This is a genomic window from Paenibacillus taichungensis, from assembly GCF_050994985.1.
In the GTDB taxonomy this organism is placed as follows: Bacteria; Bacillota; Bacilli; order Paenibacillales; family Paenibacillaceae; genus Paenibacillus; species Paenibacillus taichungensis.
This window is the reverse complement of record NZ_CP194720.1, coordinates 4,682,773-4,700,420: the sequence shown is the minus strand read 5'-3', so window position 1 is coordinate 4,700,420 and position 17,648 is coordinate 4,682,773. Positions and strand designations below refer to the sequence as shown.

Below are 17,648 nucleotides of genomic sequence, written 5' to 3'. Positions count from 1 at the left end.
CTAGGGAAGTTGGTACGGAAAGGAATGTTTCTACATAAATTTTTGAAGGTGAAGTCAAGGAATAAGTCGAATGTACTAAACAACATAATAATAAAAAAATGGATGGAGTTGTATCGAATTTATTGAAACAACATCGTGGAGGGTCCGGCAAAATGACAGACCGACTGATCCGATTAATGCGCATTATTACTCTTGTGCAGGCCAAGCCGGGTATTCTGGCCCGTGAGCTTGCCGAGCGGTGCGAGACAACGGAAAGGACGATATACCGCGACATGGAGGCCCTCAGTGCAATGCATATCCCCATCGCCAATATGGGACACGGGAGAGGATACATGTTTATCAGCCATTTTGCCATGTATCCGCTGAATTGGTCTGATGAAGAAGCTCAAGCCTTTATGCACCTGGCAGAAGTCATGGAGAATATTCGTCCGTTGCTGAAGCCTGCTTTTGAGAGCGCGTATGAGAAAGTGGTTGCTTCGAGTCAGAAAAACAAAACAGAGCGAGTGGAATGGTCTGAGCAAATTGGCGGGTTGTTCAAGGTGGGTACTTCTGCTTGGCAAAATGAAAGTACCGAACTTCTGAATCATTCACTGGTGACCTTGCTTCAGGCCGGAATTTCCCAGAACACTATTGAAGGAGAATATCTGTTTCAAGGTAAAAAGGGGATTGCACGAATGGACCCCTACTGTCTTATTCCTCGTGAATACCGATTTGATCTGTTGGCGTATTGTCACCTGTCAGAGAAACTGAGAATATTTCAAGTGAACCGTTTGTACAGGGTTCGGATTTTGCCACGCACGTTCCGCAAAGATGACTACCTTTTACAATCTCACTTCCGTACGCCACAGGAACTTAGCGGCAGTACGGAGTGGACTGCTTTCAAAATCAGATTCTCACCGCACGCTGTGGAGCGTGTCATGCAGGAGCAGTTTTTTGCACGCCCCATCTTGACGATTGAACCGGAAGGCACGTTGTTGTTTGAAGCCATATTGAGTGATGAAGAAGGGTTTCTAACGTGGTTGTCTCAATATGGACCCGATGCCGAAATTCTGGAACCCGAGAAATGCCGCCTCATGATGAAAGAACGTCTGGAACGTTGGAGGGAGATCTACAACTGAACTTCAATGCAGATCATGGCTGGTCTGCCTTTGTTCAACATGCAATCGTAGTCCATTATTCTTTGGTCTTGAACAGGTGTGCAAGGTTACCGAAAGGGGAATCTTTCTCGTCATCTTCTACACTACTGGAATAGACCACTTTGGATGTGATGCCCTCATCATCTGCGGCGCAATTGGTTTCCAGTTTGAACTGATCAAATTGATGTATGAATACTTTGGCTGTATTAATCGCATCATCCAAAGCGCGGTGCTGAGTGCCATCGAATTCAATACCACACAGTTCAAGAGCCTGAGCGAGTCCAAGCTGACGGAATTTTCCTTCCTTGCGTACTGTGCGTGACCATTGCTGTTGAATATCATTGTGGTTGGTGATCCAGGCTACATCGAGTTGATGAGTGCGACAATGAGAAATAAGTTTGGCGCGGTCATCCGGTCCCCAGGAGCACATGTAATAGGATTCAGTTCCCATCCAGGCAATAAATTGATTCAGTGCTTCCGGAAAAAGAGGGGCTGCGTCAATGTCTTTCTGCGTAATACCCGTAAACTGAATCGTATCGGCGGACAGCACCGATTTATTGGATGGACGAACATAAGTGTGGAACGTGTCCGATACGTACAGGCCGTTCTCACCTTCCGTTACTTTGACGGCACCGATATCTATAATTTCAGAAGAGTATCGTGTATTGCGACTTACCGTGAATTCAAGATCGTAAATAATATATGGCATAGGACAAACTCCTTTATCAATTAATACATGGTTTCTATTTCTCTATATTACAGGGAACGCACGGCCATGTCAGCCATCGCCCAGCAATTCATGGAGAGTGAGTAATAACAGTTGGGGAGTGTTGAAGTTTCTTTTTATATGAAGTGTATAGGTTTGATATGCCTTTACATTGCAAAAAGGGGTCTTTATAATGGATAAAGTTAGGATGCAGTCCAAGTTTTTGTTGTCATTGTTATGCAAAATCGTAGGATCTTAATCATGACATGAGGCCGATATAATCAACATTTCCTGACATGGTGCAAACCGTTGGGGAGTGTTTTTTTTATGGACATTTTTATGGTCAGAGAGGAGGGGATAATAGCATTTTGTTGGAAGAATATCAGAGTTAGTGCTACATTATAGTTTTTATGAATTTACATTACATAGTGGAGGATTAATTATTTTGGTTAGCAAAAAAATGAAAGCAACAGCAATTACGGCGGCTGTATTTATTATTTTATTTAGTGCAGCTTATGCTGCCTTTTATATCTGGAACAAGAACTATAAATTCAATAATAATTATGTATGGCAGCCATTGGAGACTGTACAATCTAGCACAACGCTGTCCGATTCTTATAACGTTATTGTTGCTGGAACTGATCCGGAGGGAATTACGGCTGCGTTATCTGCTGCCCGCAATGGGATGCGGGTATTGTTGGTTGAAGCAAGAGATCGCAACATGATGGGAGGGTTGATGACCGAAGGGGGACTTAATACGTTAGATTTGAATTACTCTCCTGATCAGCCGCAATGGTTGAGCAGTCTTCGACAGCCTGATTTTCTGAATAAAGGGATTTTCCAGGAATGGTTTGACCAGATTGAGGGCAGTTCGTTTGATACCCATACAGCGGCTAACGTATTCTATCGAATGATTCATTCCGAACCTAACATTGACCTTCTGATGAATGTCAAACATTTGGAGCCCATTACTGAGTCTGCCTCGGAAGGGCGAACTACAATTATGGGAATGAACATCACTAAAGAAGACGGAACCATTATAAAAATTGCAACACGTTCAATCATTGACGCTACTCAGGATGCAGATATTGCAGCTGCGGCTGGGGTCCCATATTCCATAGGTAGACAGGACATTGGAGATGGCAAGGCCAAGATGGTCTCTACGCTTGTATTTAAGTTAAGTGGTGTTACAGATGAAGTATGGCAGAAGTTCAGGGAAAGAGAAGGTACGGGCGTGGATAAAATGAGTGCCTGGGGATACGGTGATGCGCGAAAATATGAATCGACCGATCCGCAACGTATCAAGATTCGTAGTCTGAACATTGGGAGACAAAACGATGATACCATCTTGATCAATACGATGCAGATCTTTGGAGTAGATCCGCTGAATCCTGCCTCTGTGAAAGATGGACTGGAAATAGGGCGGAAGGAAGCTCCTTTGATCGTTGATTTTTTGAAGAAAAATTACGAGGAGTTTGCAGGGCTTGAATATGCCGGAACGGCGAATGAGCTCTACGTGAGAGAATCACGTCACATCTATGGTGAGTATCGTCTGACACTTGCTGATGTTATGGAGAATCGAGATCATTGGGATGCAATTGGTTATGGTTCATACGATATCGATATTCAGAGCACGAGTGTGGGCAATCCCGGTACCATTATGCTGAGTCCAGTTCAATATGGTGTACCTTTCCGTTCGCTTGTCCCATTGAAAGTTGATGGTCTGTTAGTAGTAGGACGAGCAGCAAGTTTTGACACGATTCCACATGGAAGCGCAAGAGTCGTCCCTCTGGGGATGGCTACTGGAGAAGCTGCTGGAGCAGCGGTCAAACTGGCATATGTACACAAAGAGTCCTTCCGGGAACTCTCAGCTTCCGAGGAGCGTGCAACCGAATTGCGTAAGATGCTGGAGAAACAAGGCATGGATCTCTCGATGCATAATTTTGAGAAGCCCGAGTACATGGAGCATAAAGATTATAGGGGGTTACTTGCTGCCGCGAGTATGTACATGGCCTCAGGTAATTATAATAATGATGGTTGGGATCTGGATACAGGTATGAATCCGGAACGATACTTAAGTAAATTGAAAAGATTGCAAGCCATGTTTCCAAACTTTTATACAGGCAGTGCTGATAAAGTTGTTGTGAGTATGAAGAATGCTTCCGCTTTACCTTTAACTCTGGATCAAGCCGCGTATATGATATGTTTGGCAATGGGAGCTACTGAAGCTGAAACTACACCTGAATTGGCACTTACTCAATTGCAAATGCAGAACTTCGTAAGCGAGGACACGCTTGCTGGTATAGCAAACAAAAACGAGCTTACGAATGGAGACGCGTACATGCTCATCCGTGATGTGGTGGAATATTATTCGGGGGTAGTATTTGAGTGAATGGTTGACAATTTCTTGTAAATACACTATTGTGATCAAAATGATAACAGCGATCAACGAGGACATAATTACGTCAGCCAGCTTCTACAGAGAGGAAACCGCTTAGTGCAAGGTTTCTGTTGCTGTTTCGTTATTCCTACCTCGCGAGCTGCGGAGGAGAAGGCCCGAACGGCCTGTAACCTTCGCCGGATGGGCCCGTTATGCTCTGAAGGACTGCATGTTCACGTTTTGTATAGGTTGCAAACGGAGAACCGGTTTATGGTCAATGCCTTGATGATTTGATGGCAGAGTCGACCGGCAAAGTGCAGTTAAATAAGGGTGGTACCACGACACATTCGTCCCTTGACGGATGTGTTTTTTTGCTGTTTACAACCAAATTAACAATAATGAATAGAAGAATAAGGGGTGTGACAAGATGCGTCAAAGTGAAATGCTTGTTCCAACATTACGTGAAGCACCAGCAGAGGCAGATGCAGCAGGGCATCGCTGGTTATTGCGCTCGGGAATGATTCGCCAACTTGCAGCAGGGATATACAGTTACCTACCCTTGGGACGTCGTATCTTGCTGAATGTCGAACGAATCGTTCGGGAAGAAATGGACCGTGCAGCATGTCAGGAAGTATTGTTGCCAATCATGCAGCCTGCTGAGCTATGGGAAGAATCCGGAAGATATACACAGTATGGCCCTGAGTTGATGCGTCTGAAGGATCGCCATGCACGAGAATTCGCCCTGGGTCCTACCCATGAAGAGGTTGTGACTGCACTAGCTCGTGACGAGGTTAATTCTTATCGGAAGCTGCCGTTTACACTTTATCAGATTGGAACCAAATTCAGAGATGAACGTCGTCCAAGATTTGGATTGCTGCGGGGACGGGAGTTCATCATGAAGGATGCGTACTCTTTTGCTTCCGATTGGGAAGAGCTGGATCGCACCTATCAGGCCATGAATACGGCGTATTCGCGTATTTTGGAGCGTTGTGGACTGGAATATATTCGAGTGGAAGCCGATGCTGGCACCATTGGTGGTCAGGGGGAGACCCACGAATTCATGGCACTTGCTGATGTGGGAGAAGATACGATCGTAACCTGCAAACACTGTGGATATGCCGCAAATCTGGAGAAGGCGGGGTATCAGACTTCTAAATCTTCTGCTAAGAATCCAGGAAAAGCGGAAGCTTCTGCTGACCTAAAAATGGTTGAAAAAGCTGTTGGGAATACCGAGGGTGACACGTTGGTTCGTATCCAAACGCCAGGTGTACGTACGATCAATGAGTTAAGCGCCTTTGTGGGCAAGGATGCCAAGCACATGATCAAAACATTGCTTTATCAGGCCGATGGTCAACTGGTCGCTGCACTTGTTCGTGGGGATCATGAAGTGAATGATATTGCGCTGAAGCAGGTATTGGGTGTAGAGGAGCTAATTCTGGCTGATGAAACTGCCCTTGCAAGTCATCCGAAATTAACTGTAGGTTTTCTGGGTCCCATTGGACTGGATCTGCCGATTGTAGTAGATGCGGATGTAACTGCAATGGAACGTGCCATTACAGGAGCGAATGAAGTTGATGTACACTATTCGAATGTAGTTCCAGGTAAAGATTTTGCTTTGGACAAAGTAGATCGAATCCGTTTCGCTGCTGAAGGTGACGGCTGCCCAACCTGTGGAGAAGCGCTTGTATTCACAAAAGGAATAGAAGTGGGGCATATCTTCAAACTGGGAACCAAGTACAGTGACGCTATGGGAGCATCCTTCCTGGATCGCAATGGACGGCAGTGCGCACCTGTAATGGGTTGTTACGGTATCGGTGTGTCTCGTCTGATGGCCGCTATTGCTGAACAATATGCCGGAGAAGATGGTATCCGTTGGCCGTCAGCCATCGCACCTTATCATGTACATCTGATCCCAATGAGCTGGAAGGATGAACAGCAACGTGAGCTCACACTGGAACTGGAACAACAACTATTAGATGCCGGATACAGTGTACTGGTAGATGATCGTGATGAACGGCCAGGGGTGAAGTTCAAGGATTCGGAATTAATCGGTTTGCCTGTCCAGATTGTTATTGGCCGAGGTGCAGCAGAGGGACAGGTAGAATTTGGATCGCATGTTCTTGCAGCACGAGGTGAATCCAAACGAATCAGTCTGTCGGCACAAGAGGCTGTAAGTCAGGTGAAGGAACAGCTATAGTCCGGAATTAAAAACATATATCCTTATGAAACCGTGCTACGTGCCTCTATATAATAGAACGATGTATAATAGGTCCGGATATTATGCGGTAAGAGATGTTTGTGGTTATGTAACGGATTAAAGCATTAAAAAGAGGGCTATAGTCATGTAAGAATGCAACACTATTTGCGTATTGTCATACCAAATAACTAGAATTTGAAAAACTGTATTCTGTATACAGTCGGTTTGTCCATAAGAGCTTCAAGCGTACCATGTCAGGAATCTATGCATGTGCAAATACGCAAATCATGGAACGAGAAATATAGCGTTTTGAATGTGAAATAACCGCATGAGAGTGGCAATTTGGGATATTTCTTCTATAGTCCATGGTAGAGGGCATGGGATGAAGGGATTTCTTAAAGTGGCTTTGGGGATTTATTTTTGCAGCAAAGCTATATTCATGAAAACATGGAGTGTACAACTCGGTAGGTTAACTACGGAGTGATGTAATAAGTAAAATAGAAAAGGGTGTCCATCAGCCGGTTATGGCTTGAGGGACACCCTTTTTTTTGAATCTTATTGTGCAAATATCTGCTCTTCTCAGAACTTAAGAGGCTGCAGGCAGTTTCAATTGCTGACCTGGATAAATCCAGTGTGGATTTTTGATCTTATTCAGCTTTTGCAGAGCTTGCCAAGTGGTACCGTATTGTTTGGAGATGGAATACAAGGAATCTCCGGATTTTACAACATGCACTTTGGCTGGAGCTGGTTTGCTTGGCGTCGGTTTCGACGGTGTTTCTGGTTTTGGTGTCTCTGGTTTCGGTGTAGTTGGAGCTGGTGTTTCCGTTACTGGAGCTTCCGGTTCAACCGCAGGAGCTTTTGCTTCCTTAATTCGACCATCTGTTTTAATATCTACAGCGCCCAGTTTTTGCATGTATTCGATCAACGCTTCATCCATAGCACCGTACATGCCGGACGTTGTGTATTTTGCAAACATCGTGTACTCATCACCGCCAACAGCAGTGAAATCATTCGTAGCCATGGTGTACGTTGCTTTTGGATCAAGGGCTTTATCTCCGATCATGACGGAGTGTACACGGCTGCCTTTTGCAGCGGAAGAATCAATGCTGAATGTCATTCCGGATACTTGTGGGAATCCGCCACTTGGTTCTGGATAAGATCCTACACCGTTTTCAAGGGCTGCGATTACATCGGAGCCTGTTACTTCAAGCGTTACAACCTGATTACCAAAAGGAAGGACAGTAATGATATCACCTTTAGTCACGATACCTTTTTCAATAGAAGAACGAATACCGCCACCGTTGGTGAGTGCGATATCGGCTTTGCTGACGTCACGGATGGCATCTGCCAGCAGGTCACCCAGGTTCGTTTCACCTGCGCGTACTTGTTCACGTTTGCCGTCCAGCAGAATAGCTGTATTGGCTACTTCTTCTTTCAGAATGGGTTCTTGTTCTTTCTGAATGGAGTTCACCAATGTGGCAACTTTCTCATTTGGTTTGATGTCTTTTGCTTCCGTTTCATCAATCAGTGTAGCTTGTTTTTTCGTTACTTTGCCGCCGTCAACCCACAGGTCGATCACGCCTACAAAGTTTGTATATTCTCCAGCGCTGGCGATCAATGTTCCGTTATCGGATACAAGTCCATCTTGCAGAACCGTATGGCTATGACCGTCGATGAATACATCAATGCCTGGCACTTCTTTTACAACTTTGAAGCTAGTATCGGTGCTGGACGCGTCTTGTCCAAGGTGTCCCAATACAACAACAACATCTACTTTGCTGCGAATTTCGTTCACAAGAACTTTGGCTTCCGCAGTTGGGTCTGTAATATCAAGACCTTCCACATTTTTCGGATTTGTTTTGTACATCGTTTCCGGTGTAGTCAGTGCAATGATACCGATCTTCACGCCGTCTACTTCTTTAATGAGGTAAGGCTCGAAGAGACGAGTTCCGTCTTTCTTTTTCACATTGGCACTGAGCATGGGGAAGTTCATCATATCCGCAAGTTCAATGAGGCGCTCGGAACCGTAGTTGAATTCGTGGTTACCCGGTACAATCGCCTGATAACCAATTTCGTTCATTACTTTGACAATGCTCTCACCGTTAACGAGTGTAGCAAAGGTTGTACCATGCACTGCATCTCCGGCATCCAGCAGAAGGGTATTTGGGTTTTCGCTACGGTATTTGTCCGCAATTCCAGCAACTTTGGCGAAACCCATCGCAGGTGAGGACTCAACTGCGCGTGCGTGCGTGTCATTCGTATGTAGAATAGTAATGTGCTTACCTGTGCCCGGAGTGGTATCCGTTGCAGCAGCGGCAATGCCTACACTGCCCAACAGCAAACAGAGCGTTAGCATAAGTGAAACATAAGTCTTCCAGATTTTCATATAAATCAGTAACCTCCCCAAAATAATAATCTACGTGAGCGTTTACACAACTCATGTTGTATTTTACCAGACTACTATTAGGAAATCTCGCTATTCACGTAAAAATAGGTAACCTGAAAGTGACATCTGATTTTCAAAGTGGAAGATTAAGAGAGAATTTCATTTCGAAGGAACGTATGTTCTTAAAAAGACTAAAAAAAATGCTGCACTTCACGTGGCAGTCCAGTACGCAAACAAAATTTCTCCAGTGATTCATCCGGCTCTGGCATCACCCCTGAAGTTAGAAGCTGTATGGCAAAACGATTGGCCTGTCTTTCCAGCTTGCCTGGGGCAAAATAGGAGTGTTCCTCCAGAAAGAAGCGGTTTATGCCTTTGTGCAATCGGTCATGTCCAAGTTCATGGGCACACACGAAACGCTGCCATTCCGGCGGTAAATCATTGTGAATGACGATAAATCTGCGACGGAGCTTTCGGAAATACAGTCCTTTGGTAGACTTGCCCAGATTGGTGAACCGGATCTGTATTCCAATGGCTCTGGCAATGCTGAAAGGGCAGTTGGTCCGGTGTTTTCGAATCAGCTTTGTTACAATGTCATCCATATCATCTCACCTGCTGCTTTAGTTTGTTCAGCTTGAAATGCTTCATGGGCGCTCGTCCGGATCGTTCGTTTTTTTGCGTTTGTTCATCTGTTTGGCTTCCCAGAACAGACCTGTCAGGACATCCTTGATTCGTTTCTTATCCTCATTATCCAGCGGGATGCCGTCAAACATCAGATCATCCTCGTCCTCGAGCATCTTTTTGAAGTCTCGACGGTCCTTGTAAGTTGCCCATTCTGGAGCGTCATGGAGCTGACTTTCTGTATTTCCGTTTTCCAGATATCCGGCCTGTTTCATCATATCCGCGTAGGGAACCGAGAGTGCATCGGAGATTTTGCGGATGGTAGCGGGCTTGGGAACTCCGCGAACCCCATTCTCAATGCGTGAAATTTGCGAGTTGCTGATTCCTGCTGCTTCGGCGAGCTGATTGATGCTGTATCCCTGTTGCTCGCGCAGTTGTTTCAGATAAGGACCAAAAGCGTGCTCCACAATTCATGCCACTCCTTTGATTCGTACAAGTGCTTGAATTATATATTAAGAGAACTTGTCTCACACGAGTCACTCCGATGGCAGAACAACCTTCCATCACTGTTATCCCCAGATTTCTTTGATTCCCTTCTCAAAAGGGAGAAATCCGGTGATAAAGGTGAACGCTACGCTTCTCCAGGTTTTTTCTACCCTCTCCGTAGACGTGCTAATCTAGCATTCTATCTTAAGATATAAAAATCAAATGACTTATACGAGGATCTTTAATTATCTGTACTATATCGTATATATACCATTAGGTAAAGGGATATGAAACAATTATGCCAAAAGGTAAAGGAAATGAGAGCGCGGGTTTTATTTTATAGTTAAAACGACCCAAAATGAAGGTTTACGCCAATCCCCAGAAAGTGGTATCCTCAAATAGAAATACGAACAAAATGAGAACAAAATGTAAAGTTGAGACAAGTTGGATAATGAGGAAAATGAATTATTCCTACTTCATAGCTGATCTTGGTTGATTCCAAAAGGCAACAGAAAAAAGTTGAAAAATGTCGTTACTATTTCAGAGAACTGGATAACTCTAATAAAAGGAGTATTTTGTATTCATCCAGAGAGCGATTCAAATCAGCAATAGGTAGATCGAAAAGCTTCTATTCGTCTATCTATTGTACCCGTAAGCGACTGGAATCGAATAATACAAAATACTAAAGATGAGATGAATGCGAGTTTAACTTTTATAGAATGAACTTTAAGTTACGCATACGAAGAGGACAGAAAAAAGCTGGAGAAGCGTAGCGTTCGCATTTATCACTAGATTTTTACATTAGAAAATATAATCAAAAAAATCTGGGGATAACAGCGATCGTAAGATTTTTCTGTCATCAGAGTGGAACATGCGAAGCTAATAGACTTTCATTCTATAACGAATGTTTAAGGAGGAGAATGAATATGGAACTGATGCTGCCCGAATTGGATCGACGCAAAACACAGACTGCTGTTGAAGCCGCGCTGGAAAAATACCGGATTTATAAAACGATTGCTTTTGAAGAACGAGAGGTAATGGTGACGGCGAGTTACGCAGAGCGTTTCCATGGTGCAACGAATGTGACCGGGGATTCCACTGCCAGAACGGCAATCTATAATGTGGATGTACAGCGCGCACGTCAGGCGTACTGCGATACAATTGATTTTGTGGTATCTCGACTGAGCGAGAAGGAACGTGTACTTGTCAGAGAACGTTATCTGAAGGATGACGATGTATTTGACTATAAAGTGTATAACCATGTGTTTGACCCGCCTGTCAGCAAGGATACGTATACGAAGATTCGGACACGTGCTTTCTATAAAATGGCGCTGGCTCTGTCGGATCGGGGTCTCATTAATATGGAGCCTTTATCTGCATCTCGCAAAGAGCGACAGAAGCTGGGCTAGAGGTGAAGCTAGAAGTTCATCCTTTTATATCCTTCGCTGATTGTATACAATAATTGAAAACAACACTAAGGATCAGTCAAAGGAGAGGAATCCGCATGACGGAACAAGCCGGAATGCAGGAGATGTACACACTGAAGACGATCGCGGAAACCCTCAACACATCCAACGACCTGAATCTGATGCTGGATACGGTACTCGGTAAATTGTTGGAACTGACGGGATTGACTACGGGCTGGGTGTTCCTGATCAATAATCAGGGAGAGTACTCCTGTATTGCTGATTACAGTCTGCCTCCTGCTCTGCTGCATCATGATAAGGAGCCGATGCGCTGTGGGTCTTGCTGGTGCGTGAATCGCTTCCGGGACGGGAGATTGGATAATGCCGTCAATATCATTAATTGCAAACGCCTGGAGGATGCCGTCGATCATCAATGGGGAGATACCCGTGACATCACCCATCATGCAACGGTTCCGCTCCGCTCGGGGGAGAAGATGCTGGGACTGCTGAATGTTGCGGCACCAGGAAAAGAGCATTTTAGTGATAGTGAGCTGGCGCTTTTGCAGGCTGTAGCTTATCAGCTAGGTAGTGCAATGGAGCGGATGCGATTATATAGCGCAGAGCAAAGGCGAGCGGATCTGTATGTCAGGCTGGGGGAGTTCAGCCGATCGCTGGGCGTGACGGTCAACGATTGCAACAGTGGAGACGATATGGCCAAGACGGTTGTAAAGCTGCTTGGACATCATTATGACTGGCCATTTGCCGCACTGTTATCCCAGAAGAATGGAAGCTTTATGGTACAGGCCGCTCATGCTCATGGCAAGTCCGAACTGATGACACTATCTGGGCTCTCTCCAGAGGTGGAGACTCGTATGCATCGTGTGATTGATTCTCATCGGGCTATGGTATTGTCGGCAACAGAAATTCGAGATATTTCTGCCATTTGTAATACCCGACTTCCTATGTCTGTTTTGGCTTCGGGCTTGGCTGCACCCATCCCATTAAGTTCTCCTGGCGAAACGGCAGTACTGGTGGTTGGATTGGGTTCGGCCAATGACTTCCTTCAGGCAGATCGTGAGGTTTTCGATGCACTCGCTGAACATATTACAGCCTCGTGGGAGAGTCTGAGACTGGTATACAAACGCCGGGAATTAACCCGACTGGAGGAACGAAACCGACTAGCTCGAGATTTGCATGATTCGGTGAACCAAATTTTGTTCTCCCTGTCCCTGACAGCCAAAGGGGCGGAGAGCATGTTATCCGGATCACAACAGCTGCATCCGGCTGCGGAAGCGATGAAGGATATACGTTCCTTGTCACAGGAAGCATTGAAGGAAATGCGTGCCTTGATTATGCAACTTCGACCGGCGGGGTTGGAGTCTGGACTGCTCAGTGCCTTGCAGGAATATGGTACAGGACAGGGATTGCAGGTCGTTGTACATCGGACGGGTATGCGCTCCTTGCCTCAAAGTATCGAGGAAGGCTTATGGCGTATTGGACAGGAAGCGCTCAATAATGTACGTAAACATGCGGGAGTCCCTTCCGCTGAGATATCCCTCCAGCTAAGCGATCAGGAAGCGGTCTTAATCGTTACAGATCGTGGGAAAGGTGGAGCCAAAAGGCGTGAGGCCTTGCCTGCCAGTTCACTTGGTCTGTCCATCATGAGAGAACGGGCCCAATCGCTGGGCGGCAGACTTGAACTTGTGAGTTCATCCCGTAAGGGAACATCGGTAACGGTCGTCATTCCACTTCCGTCCGAATCTGTATAAAATCAGGGGGAAGAAGACATGCCGATTACGATTTTACTCGCGGACGATCATGCAATGGTGAGGCGTGGGTTGCACGTTTTTTTGTCCACACAGCCAGATATGGAAGTCGTCGGAGAAGCCTCGAACGGACAGGAAGCACTGGAACAAGCAGAACAGCTGCACCCGGATGTGGTATTAATGGATCTGCATATGCCAGTGCTTGATGGGATTGAGACGGCGAGAAGGCTTCGTGCGATCTTGCCTGGAATCCGTATCATCGTACTTACGTCCTTCTCGGATCAGGATCATGTCGTACCAGCCGTACGCGCTGGGGTGAAGGGATATTTGCTGAAAGATATTGAGCCAGAGGATCTTGCCGCTGCCATTCGTAATGTGCATGCGGGTCAGGTAGAACTTCATCCAGCGGCAGCAGGACAATTAATGCATGTGATGGCTTCGTCTGAACTGTCGATGAATGAAGCGCATGGTCGTGCAAATCCACATACGTCTACTCGGCTTCCGGAGCAGGAGCGGATTGGGCTGGGAAAAGAAACTTCTCATGGCCCGGACATGCTCACCCGTCGGGAACGAGAGGTTCTGGGGCTGATCGCACAAGGATTGAGTAATAAAGAGATCGCCATCAAACTAATCATTACCGAGAAAACGGTGAAAACCCATGTCAGTCATCTTTTGGACAAATTGGGACTGGCAGACCGCACGCAAGCTGCGCTTCATGCCGTAAGAAATGGTTGGGTCGTCTGATCCAGCTTCAATATTCTAAGACTAAAGTCGTAGAAACTCAACCTAAAGGTTGAGTTTTTTTGTGCTGCAAGTTAAGTCTATCTGCTGACGATTCCGAGGTAGAAGCAAGGTAAGATGAGAGTAGAGAAAGTTGAATCGAAGAGAAAGAATGTTTTTATAAAATCGAAGGAGAGTGACATAGATGAATATTATCATTTTGGCAGGCAGTAATCGGAAAAATGCAACCAGTACACGTTTAGGGGAATATGCTGCGGAGGTAATCAGCGGTCAGGGGCATGAAGCCAGCTTGTTCGATTTATATCAGACACCGCTCCCATTCTATGCACCGGATGAAAAACAGAATGAAGATCAGAATCTGTCTGACCTGAACACACGTATGCTCGCAGCAGATGCCATTATTCTGTCTACGCCAGAGTATCACGGTAGCATCAGCGGTGTACTCAAAAATGCATTGGATCACCTGAGCCAGGCTCATTTCAGTGGTAAACCGGTATTGTCCATCAGCTCAGCAGGAGGTGCGGTGGGCGTAAGTTCGCTTTTGCAGCTGCAGGCAATTATTCGTAATTTGCACGGTATTAACGCGCAGGAGTGGATTTCCATTGGTGGTGCACAGCGCAGAAGATTTGAAGCAACGTTTGACGGATACGAAGAATTTGAAGGCAGTCAGGACATTGAGGATCGGATCAAACGCGTGATTGGTTCATTTTTGCACCTTGCCGAGACGTTAACTGCAGTACGGAAGCCGTCCGGGAGTTAAGAGAAAGAGGTTTTCATCATGATTAAAGGCATATTTGAGACTCATCTGAACGTAACGGATCTGGAGAGATCCCATCATTTTTATGAACAGATCATTGGATTGCAGCATGCTTATGGGCAGAAGGAGCGTGGGAACTCCTTTTACTGGATTGGCGGTGAAGGCAACGCGATGCTCGGACTATGGCAAAAGGACCCTTCCGAGGTGAAGCGGCAGCATTTTGCTTTTCAGGTATCGTTGGAGGACATGAAGAAAGCTGTCACTTACCTGGAGGATAAAGGGATCAAGACGCATAACTTTCTGGATGATGATATTGGCGAGTTGTATGTATTTGGATGGATGCCAGCTGTGTCCGTGTATTTTACCGATCCGGATGGTCATTCCCTGGAATATATATCGATGCTCCCGGATGAAGCGAAGCCGGAACTCGGCATGGTGCCATGGAGTGAGTGGGAGAAGATGCACGGTCGGGTGAAGGAGGACACAGCATGATTTTTGAAGAGGTCAAATTATATACAGCACCATTGGAGGACATCAAGCACTTTTATATCAACACTCTGGGGTTGAACATGGCTGAAGAGTCCGAGCATTCCTTTACGCTACAGATTGGTTTAACGAAAATGATATTCATGCGAAGTGAAGCAGACCAGAATCCATTTTACCACTTCGCCTGGATGATTCCAGCGAATCGTTTTCAGGAGGCCAAAGCATGGGCAGCGGCACGTATCCGTCTAAGCAGGCATGAAGGTGAGGATGAGACCTATTCAACCAATTGGAACTCGAATTCGCTCTATTTCGAAGATCCTGTCGGTAACATTCTGGAGCTGATTGCTCATCATACCGTTCATAACGAGAGTGACCACGCCTTTTCGGAGAAGGATCTGCTGCAGGTGTGTGAGGTGGGACTTGTCACGGAAGATGTGCTTTCTGCGGTAGATGAACTTGAGCAGATGGGATTGAAACGATGGAGAGCGATTAGCGATACATTTGCCCCTGTTGGGGATGTGAACGGTCTGTTTATTGTGGTGAAGAAGGAGCGAACCTGGTTCTTTTCCGAGCAAAAAGCAAACATATATCCACTGGAAGTGTCCATTCGTGATGTTGGGAGACTTCGAATCGGCTAAAATGCGCGGAATAGCAGGTAAAACGGTCATATGTGCACCATTTGAATCATCTTATAGAAGTAAACGCTTTAAAAAGAGTGTTTTGCTAAAAAACTGTTGCTGGTCGTGTGTGTATCAGGATTCGCATCGATGAAGGGTGGTGGCATGTTGGATCGACGTTTGTTGGAAGAAGGGCTGGCTGTTATTGTGTCCAGTCGGGAGCGTACAGGAGATTTGTGGCACGCCCACTATGGGGCGGGAGCTATTGCGGCTTATTTTTGGGTGCGTGAAAATCGTCTCACTGCTCTTGCGGCGGGCAGTGTTACGGCTGAAGCGAAAGCCATGCTTCGCCAGCACGGGTTGAACGATGGCTCCCGGAATGGAGAGGTTTTGCCAAGGGAAGAGGCCGAAGCGCGTATTACAGCAGCGCTGGATCGAACCATCGGAGAACTGCACTGGGTTGGCCATCAGGCCATCTATGGTGCCCTTAGTCTGAAAGCCATTCGTGAACTGGATGGTTGGGGTACAGAACATGACATGAACCAGATGGTTGAACTTATTGATTCTTTTGAACGAACCATTCCAGGTAGATCCTGGGTAAACACAACTGTGAAAGAAATTCGCAGCTTGAAGTTAAGTGAGGCAGACGGATTCCCTGATATAGATCGACCGGAACAATTGTCCCGGCTGATTCTGGATGAGCTTGGCGCATTTCGTACCATCTATCAGGCAGAAGCACATCATGATCTGATCGGCCACATGCTAACCTACGGGCACGCGCTTAATATATTATTTGAACTGGATTATCCTGCTTTGTTCCATAAAGGCATTCCGCCTTTTCTCAGGATGGTCAAGGCGCTGCGACTGAGCCGGGATGTGGATGTTGAACAGGAGATGCCAACGTTGCAATCTCCAGTTGACCGTCTGCCATTGATTCGTGCAGAACGCTCTGTTGCACTTCCACATGAACTGGAATATTGGCTCACCGACAGACGTTCCCGCGATTGGCATGGAGGTCATGTGTTCAAATTTCCATTCAGCTTCTACCATCATGCCAGAAACGGAAATTCGGTTCCGGAAAGCTGGGAAAACTTCCGCTATATTATCGCGTGAGCAAAATACTTTTAAGAGAACACAGCCTGAGAAGGCTGTGTTTCTTTTTATCTTTTTAAAGGAGCCAAATTTCAAGGATAAACAGGATTATAATGACTCTGGATATCAGCATGAATGGTGATTTTCGTATGGGCTGACGCGTTGTCCATATTCCCCAGGAACTCATAAGTGCAATACTGCCCCAGAACACCCACAAGGGAATGCCTTCGGGCGTAAATGGAAAGGACAGCGAGGGCAGACCTGTATTGCCAGCCCCAAGAAGAACAGTGGTCATATAGACGAGCACAAGGAAAAGCAACTCGAATAGCAGGGTTTGTAGCCAGAAATAATAGATGTGGAGCACTCGAAGCAGAATTACTGTGACCAGGATAAACAGGATACCAACGGAAGAGAATGTTGCAGCGGTCCATCCAATGAGTGAAGTAGTTAGAACATCTGTTTCCTGATAAAAGGTGTACATTGTCAAAGCATACATAATAGGGCCGGCCATATAACTGGTAATAGCAATCCATAGATAGAACCAGAGCTTTTTATTCATGATCGTATCCATCCTTTATTGTAAATAAGGTTAGAAATGCCACTTATATCATATAAACAGCATCAGGAATAGATTTGTTGGGTTATCCGGCAGAAGTCTCAGCAAGAAACCGACATTTAACCGCCATGATGGCGACAACAAATAGACGTAATCCATGCGGATAACCGTCAGCACGACCAATTTATACATGTAAGATTGTATTATCGGATCAGTAGCAAGTGACATATCCCGATAAGCACATACGCTAATGTACATGCCGGCCAGGGGCTGTTTTTTTTATGCGGTGATTGCACACTTGCTCTGATCGGGTACTAA

General features: G+C 45.8%; 16 protein-coding genes. 10 read left to right on the top strand and 6 right to left on the bottom strand.

The features are described from left to right. Window positions 1-152: 152 nt before the first annotated feature. On the top strand, window positions 153-1,118 hold the full coding sequence (locus ACR1R9_RS21275) for a helix-turn-helix transcriptional regulator (RefSeq protein WP_076291440.1): 966 nt from the start codon (window positions 153-155) through the stop codon (window positions 1,116-1,118). A gap of 55 nt (window positions 1,119-1,173) precedes the next feature. Here ACR1R9_RS21275 and ACR1R9_RS21270 read toward each other — a convergent pair whose 3' ends face one another. Beyond that, window positions 1,174-1,845 (bottom strand): 3'-5' exonuclease, encoded by a 672-nt coding sequence (locus tag ACR1R9_RS21270; protein ID WP_076291441.1) that lies wholly within the window; start codon window positions 1,843-1,845, stop codon window positions 1,174-1,176. 442 nt (window positions 1,846-2,287) lie between these two features. Here ACR1R9_RS21270 and ACR1R9_RS21265 point away from each other — a divergent pair, with 442 nt between their 5' ends. Both ACR1R9_RS21265 and ACR1R9_RS21260 read left to right on the top strand, forming a co-directional pair. Next, window positions 2,288-4,234 carry an FAD-dependent oxidoreductase gene (locus ACR1R9_RS21265; RefSeq protein WP_433922780.1) on the top strand — a complete coding sequence of 649 codons (1,947 nt, stop codon included), beginning with the start codon at window positions 2,288-2,290 and terminating at the stop codon, window positions 4,232-4,234. 415 nt (window positions 4,235-4,649) lie between these two features. Further along, window positions 4,650-6,419, top strand: coding sequence for a proline--tRNA ligase (locus tag ACR1R9_RS21260; protein ID WP_433922781.1), 1,770 nt, complete (start codon window positions 4,650-4,652; stop codon window positions 6,417-6,419). 586 nt (window positions 6,420-7,005) lie between these two features. Here the strand turns inward: ACR1R9_RS21260 and ACR1R9_RS21255 are convergent. From ACR1R9_RS21255 to ACR1R9_RS21245, 3 genes are all read right to left on the bottom strand, one after another. Then, window positions 7,006-8,805 carry a 5'-nucleotidase C-terminal domain-containing protein gene (locus tag ACR1R9_RS21255; protein ID WP_433922782.1) on the bottom strand — a complete coding sequence of 600 codons (1,800 nt, stop codon included), beginning with the start codon at window positions 8,803-8,805 and terminating at the stop codon, window positions 7,006-7,008. A 191-nt stretch (window positions 8,806-8,996) separates the two neighbouring features. Continuing rightward, entirely contained in the window at window positions 8,997-9,404 is a 408-nt protein-coding gene (locus ACR1R9_RS21250; RefSeq protein WP_062323893.1) for an ImmA/IrrE family metallo-endopeptidase, read from the bottom strand. 42 nt (window positions 9,405-9,446) lie between these two features. Continuing rightward, window positions 9,447-9,893, bottom strand: coding sequence for a helix-turn-helix domain-containing protein (locus ACR1R9_RS21245; RefSeq protein ID WP_076291444.1), 447 nt, complete (start codon window positions 9,891-9,893; stop codon window positions 9,447-9,449). Between the two features lie 942 nt (window positions 9,894-10,835). Between ACR1R9_RS21245 and ACR1R9_RS21240 the strand changes: the two genes are divergently transcribed. The 7 genes from ACR1R9_RS21240 to ACR1R9_RS21210 all read left to right on the top strand — a co-directional run bounded on the left by ACR1R9_RS21240 (window position 10,836) and on the right by ACR1R9_RS21210 (window position 16,795). Continuing rightward, window positions 10,836-11,318, top strand: a complete 483-nt coding sequence (locus ACR1R9_RS21240; protein ID WP_064640192.1) for an ArpU family phage packaging/lysis transcriptional regulator — start codon at window positions 10,836-10,838, stop codon at window positions 11,316-11,318. Between the two features lie 95 nt (window positions 11,319-11,413). Continuing rightward, complete coding sequence (locus tag ACR1R9_RS21235; RefSeq protein WP_433922783.1) at window positions 11,414-13,084, top strand: GAF domain-containing sensor histidine kinase; 1,671 nt, start codon at window positions 11,414-11,416, stop codon at window positions 13,082-13,084. 18 nt (window positions 13,085-13,102) lie between these two features. Beyond that, a complete protein-coding gene (locus ACR1R9_RS21230; RefSeq protein ID WP_433922784.1) occupies window positions 13,103-13,825 on the top strand; it encodes a response regulator in 723 nt (240 codons plus the stop codon). Window positions 13,826-14,006: 181 nt separating this feature from the next. After that, window positions 14,007-14,582, top strand: coding sequence for an NADPH-dependent FMN reductase (locus ACR1R9_RS21225; RefSeq protein WP_310852153.1), 576 nt, complete (start codon window positions 14,007-14,009; stop codon window positions 14,580-14,582). Window positions 14,583-14,600: 18 nt separating this feature from the next. After that, a complete protein-coding gene (locus ACR1R9_RS21220; protein WP_433922785.1) occupies window positions 14,601-15,071 on the top strand; it encodes a VOC family protein in 471 nt (156 codons plus the stop codon). After that, window positions 15,068-15,703 (top strand): VOC family protein, encoded by a 636-nt coding sequence (locus ACR1R9_RS21215; protein WP_433922786.1) that lies wholly within the window; start codon window positions 15,068-15,070, stop codon window positions 15,701-15,703. Before ACR1R9_RS21220 ends, ACR1R9_RS21215 begins: the two co-directional genes overlap by 4 nt. 105 nt (window positions 15,704-15,808) lie before the next feature. Continuing rightward, a complete protein-coding gene (locus tag ACR1R9_RS21210; RefSeq protein WP_433956460.1) occupies window positions 15,809-16,795 on the top strand; it encodes a hypothetical protein in 987 nt (328 codons plus the stop codon). 55 nt (window positions 16,796-16,850) lie between these two features. Here ACR1R9_RS21210 and ACR1R9_RS21205 read toward each other — a convergent pair whose 3' ends face one another. Both ACR1R9_RS21205 and ACR1R9_RS21200 read right to left on the bottom strand, forming a co-directional pair. Then, window positions 16,851-17,333, bottom strand: a complete 483-nt coding sequence (locus ACR1R9_RS21205; protein ID WP_433922788.1) for a hypothetical protein — start codon at window positions 17,331-17,333, stop codon at window positions 16,851-16,853. Window positions 17,334-17,381: 48 nt separating this feature from the next. Further along, the gene (locus ACR1R9_RS21200; protein WP_433922789.1) at window positions 17,382-17,522 is read right to left on the bottom strand and encodes a hypothetical protein; all 141 of its coding nucleotides are present in this window, start codon (window positions 17,520-17,522) and stop codon (window positions 17,382-17,384) included. Window positions 17,523-17,648: the final 126 nt, after the last annotated feature.

Bases quoted from the DNA above. Each gene is read 5' to 3' on its own strand.
- ACR1R9_RS21220 (WP_433922785.1), top strand. From the start codon at position 14,601: ATGATTAAAGGCATATTTGAGACTCATCTGAACGTAACGGATCTGGAG.
- ACR1R9_RS21260 (WP_433922781.1), top strand. From the start codon at position 4,650: ATGCGTCAAAGTGAAATGCTTGTTCCAACATTACGTGAAGCACCAGCA.
- ACR1R9_RS21240 (WP_064640192.1), top strand. From the start codon at position 10,836: ATGGAACTGATGCTGCCCGAATTGGATCGACGCAAAACACAGACTGCT.
- ACR1R9_RS21255 (WP_433922782.1), bottom strand. From the start codon at position 8,805: ATGAAAATCTGGAAGACTTATGTTTCACTTATGCTAACGCTCTGTTTG.
- ACR1R9_RS21250 (WP_062323893.1), bottom strand. From the start codon at position 9,404: ATGGATGACATTGTAACAAAGCTGATTCGAAAACACCGGACCAACTGC.
- ACR1R9_RS21200 (WP_433922789.1), bottom strand. From the start codon at position 17,522: ATGTATAAATTGGTCGTGCTGACGGTTATCCGCATGGATTACGTCTAT.
- ACR1R9_RS21235 (WP_433922783.1), top strand. From the start codon at position 11,414: ATGACGGAACAAGCCGGAATGCAGGAGATGTACACACTGAAGACGATC.
- ACR1R9_RS21205 (WP_433922788.1), bottom strand. From the start codon at position 17,333: ATGAATAAAAAGCTCTGGTTCTATCTATGGATTGCTATTACCAGTTAT.
- ACR1R9_RS21270 (WP_076291441.1), bottom strand. From the start codon at position 1,845: ATGCCATATATTATTTACGATCTTGAATTCACGGTAAGTCGCAATACA.
- ACR1R9_RS21275 (WP_076291440.1), top strand. From the start codon at position 153: ATGACAGACCGACTGATCCGATTAATGCGCATTATTACTCTTGTGCAG.
- ACR1R9_RS21230 (WP_433922784.1), top strand. From the start codon at position 13,103: ATGCCGATTACGATTTTACTCGCGGACGATCATGCAATGGTGAGGCGT.
- ACR1R9_RS21225 (WP_310852153.1), top strand. From the start codon at position 14,007: ATGAATATTATCATTTTGGCAGGCAGTAATCGGAAAAATGCAACCAGT.
- ACR1R9_RS21215 (WP_433922786.1), top strand. From the start codon at position 15,068: ATGATTTTTGAAGAGGTCAAATTATATACAGCACCATTGGAGGACATC.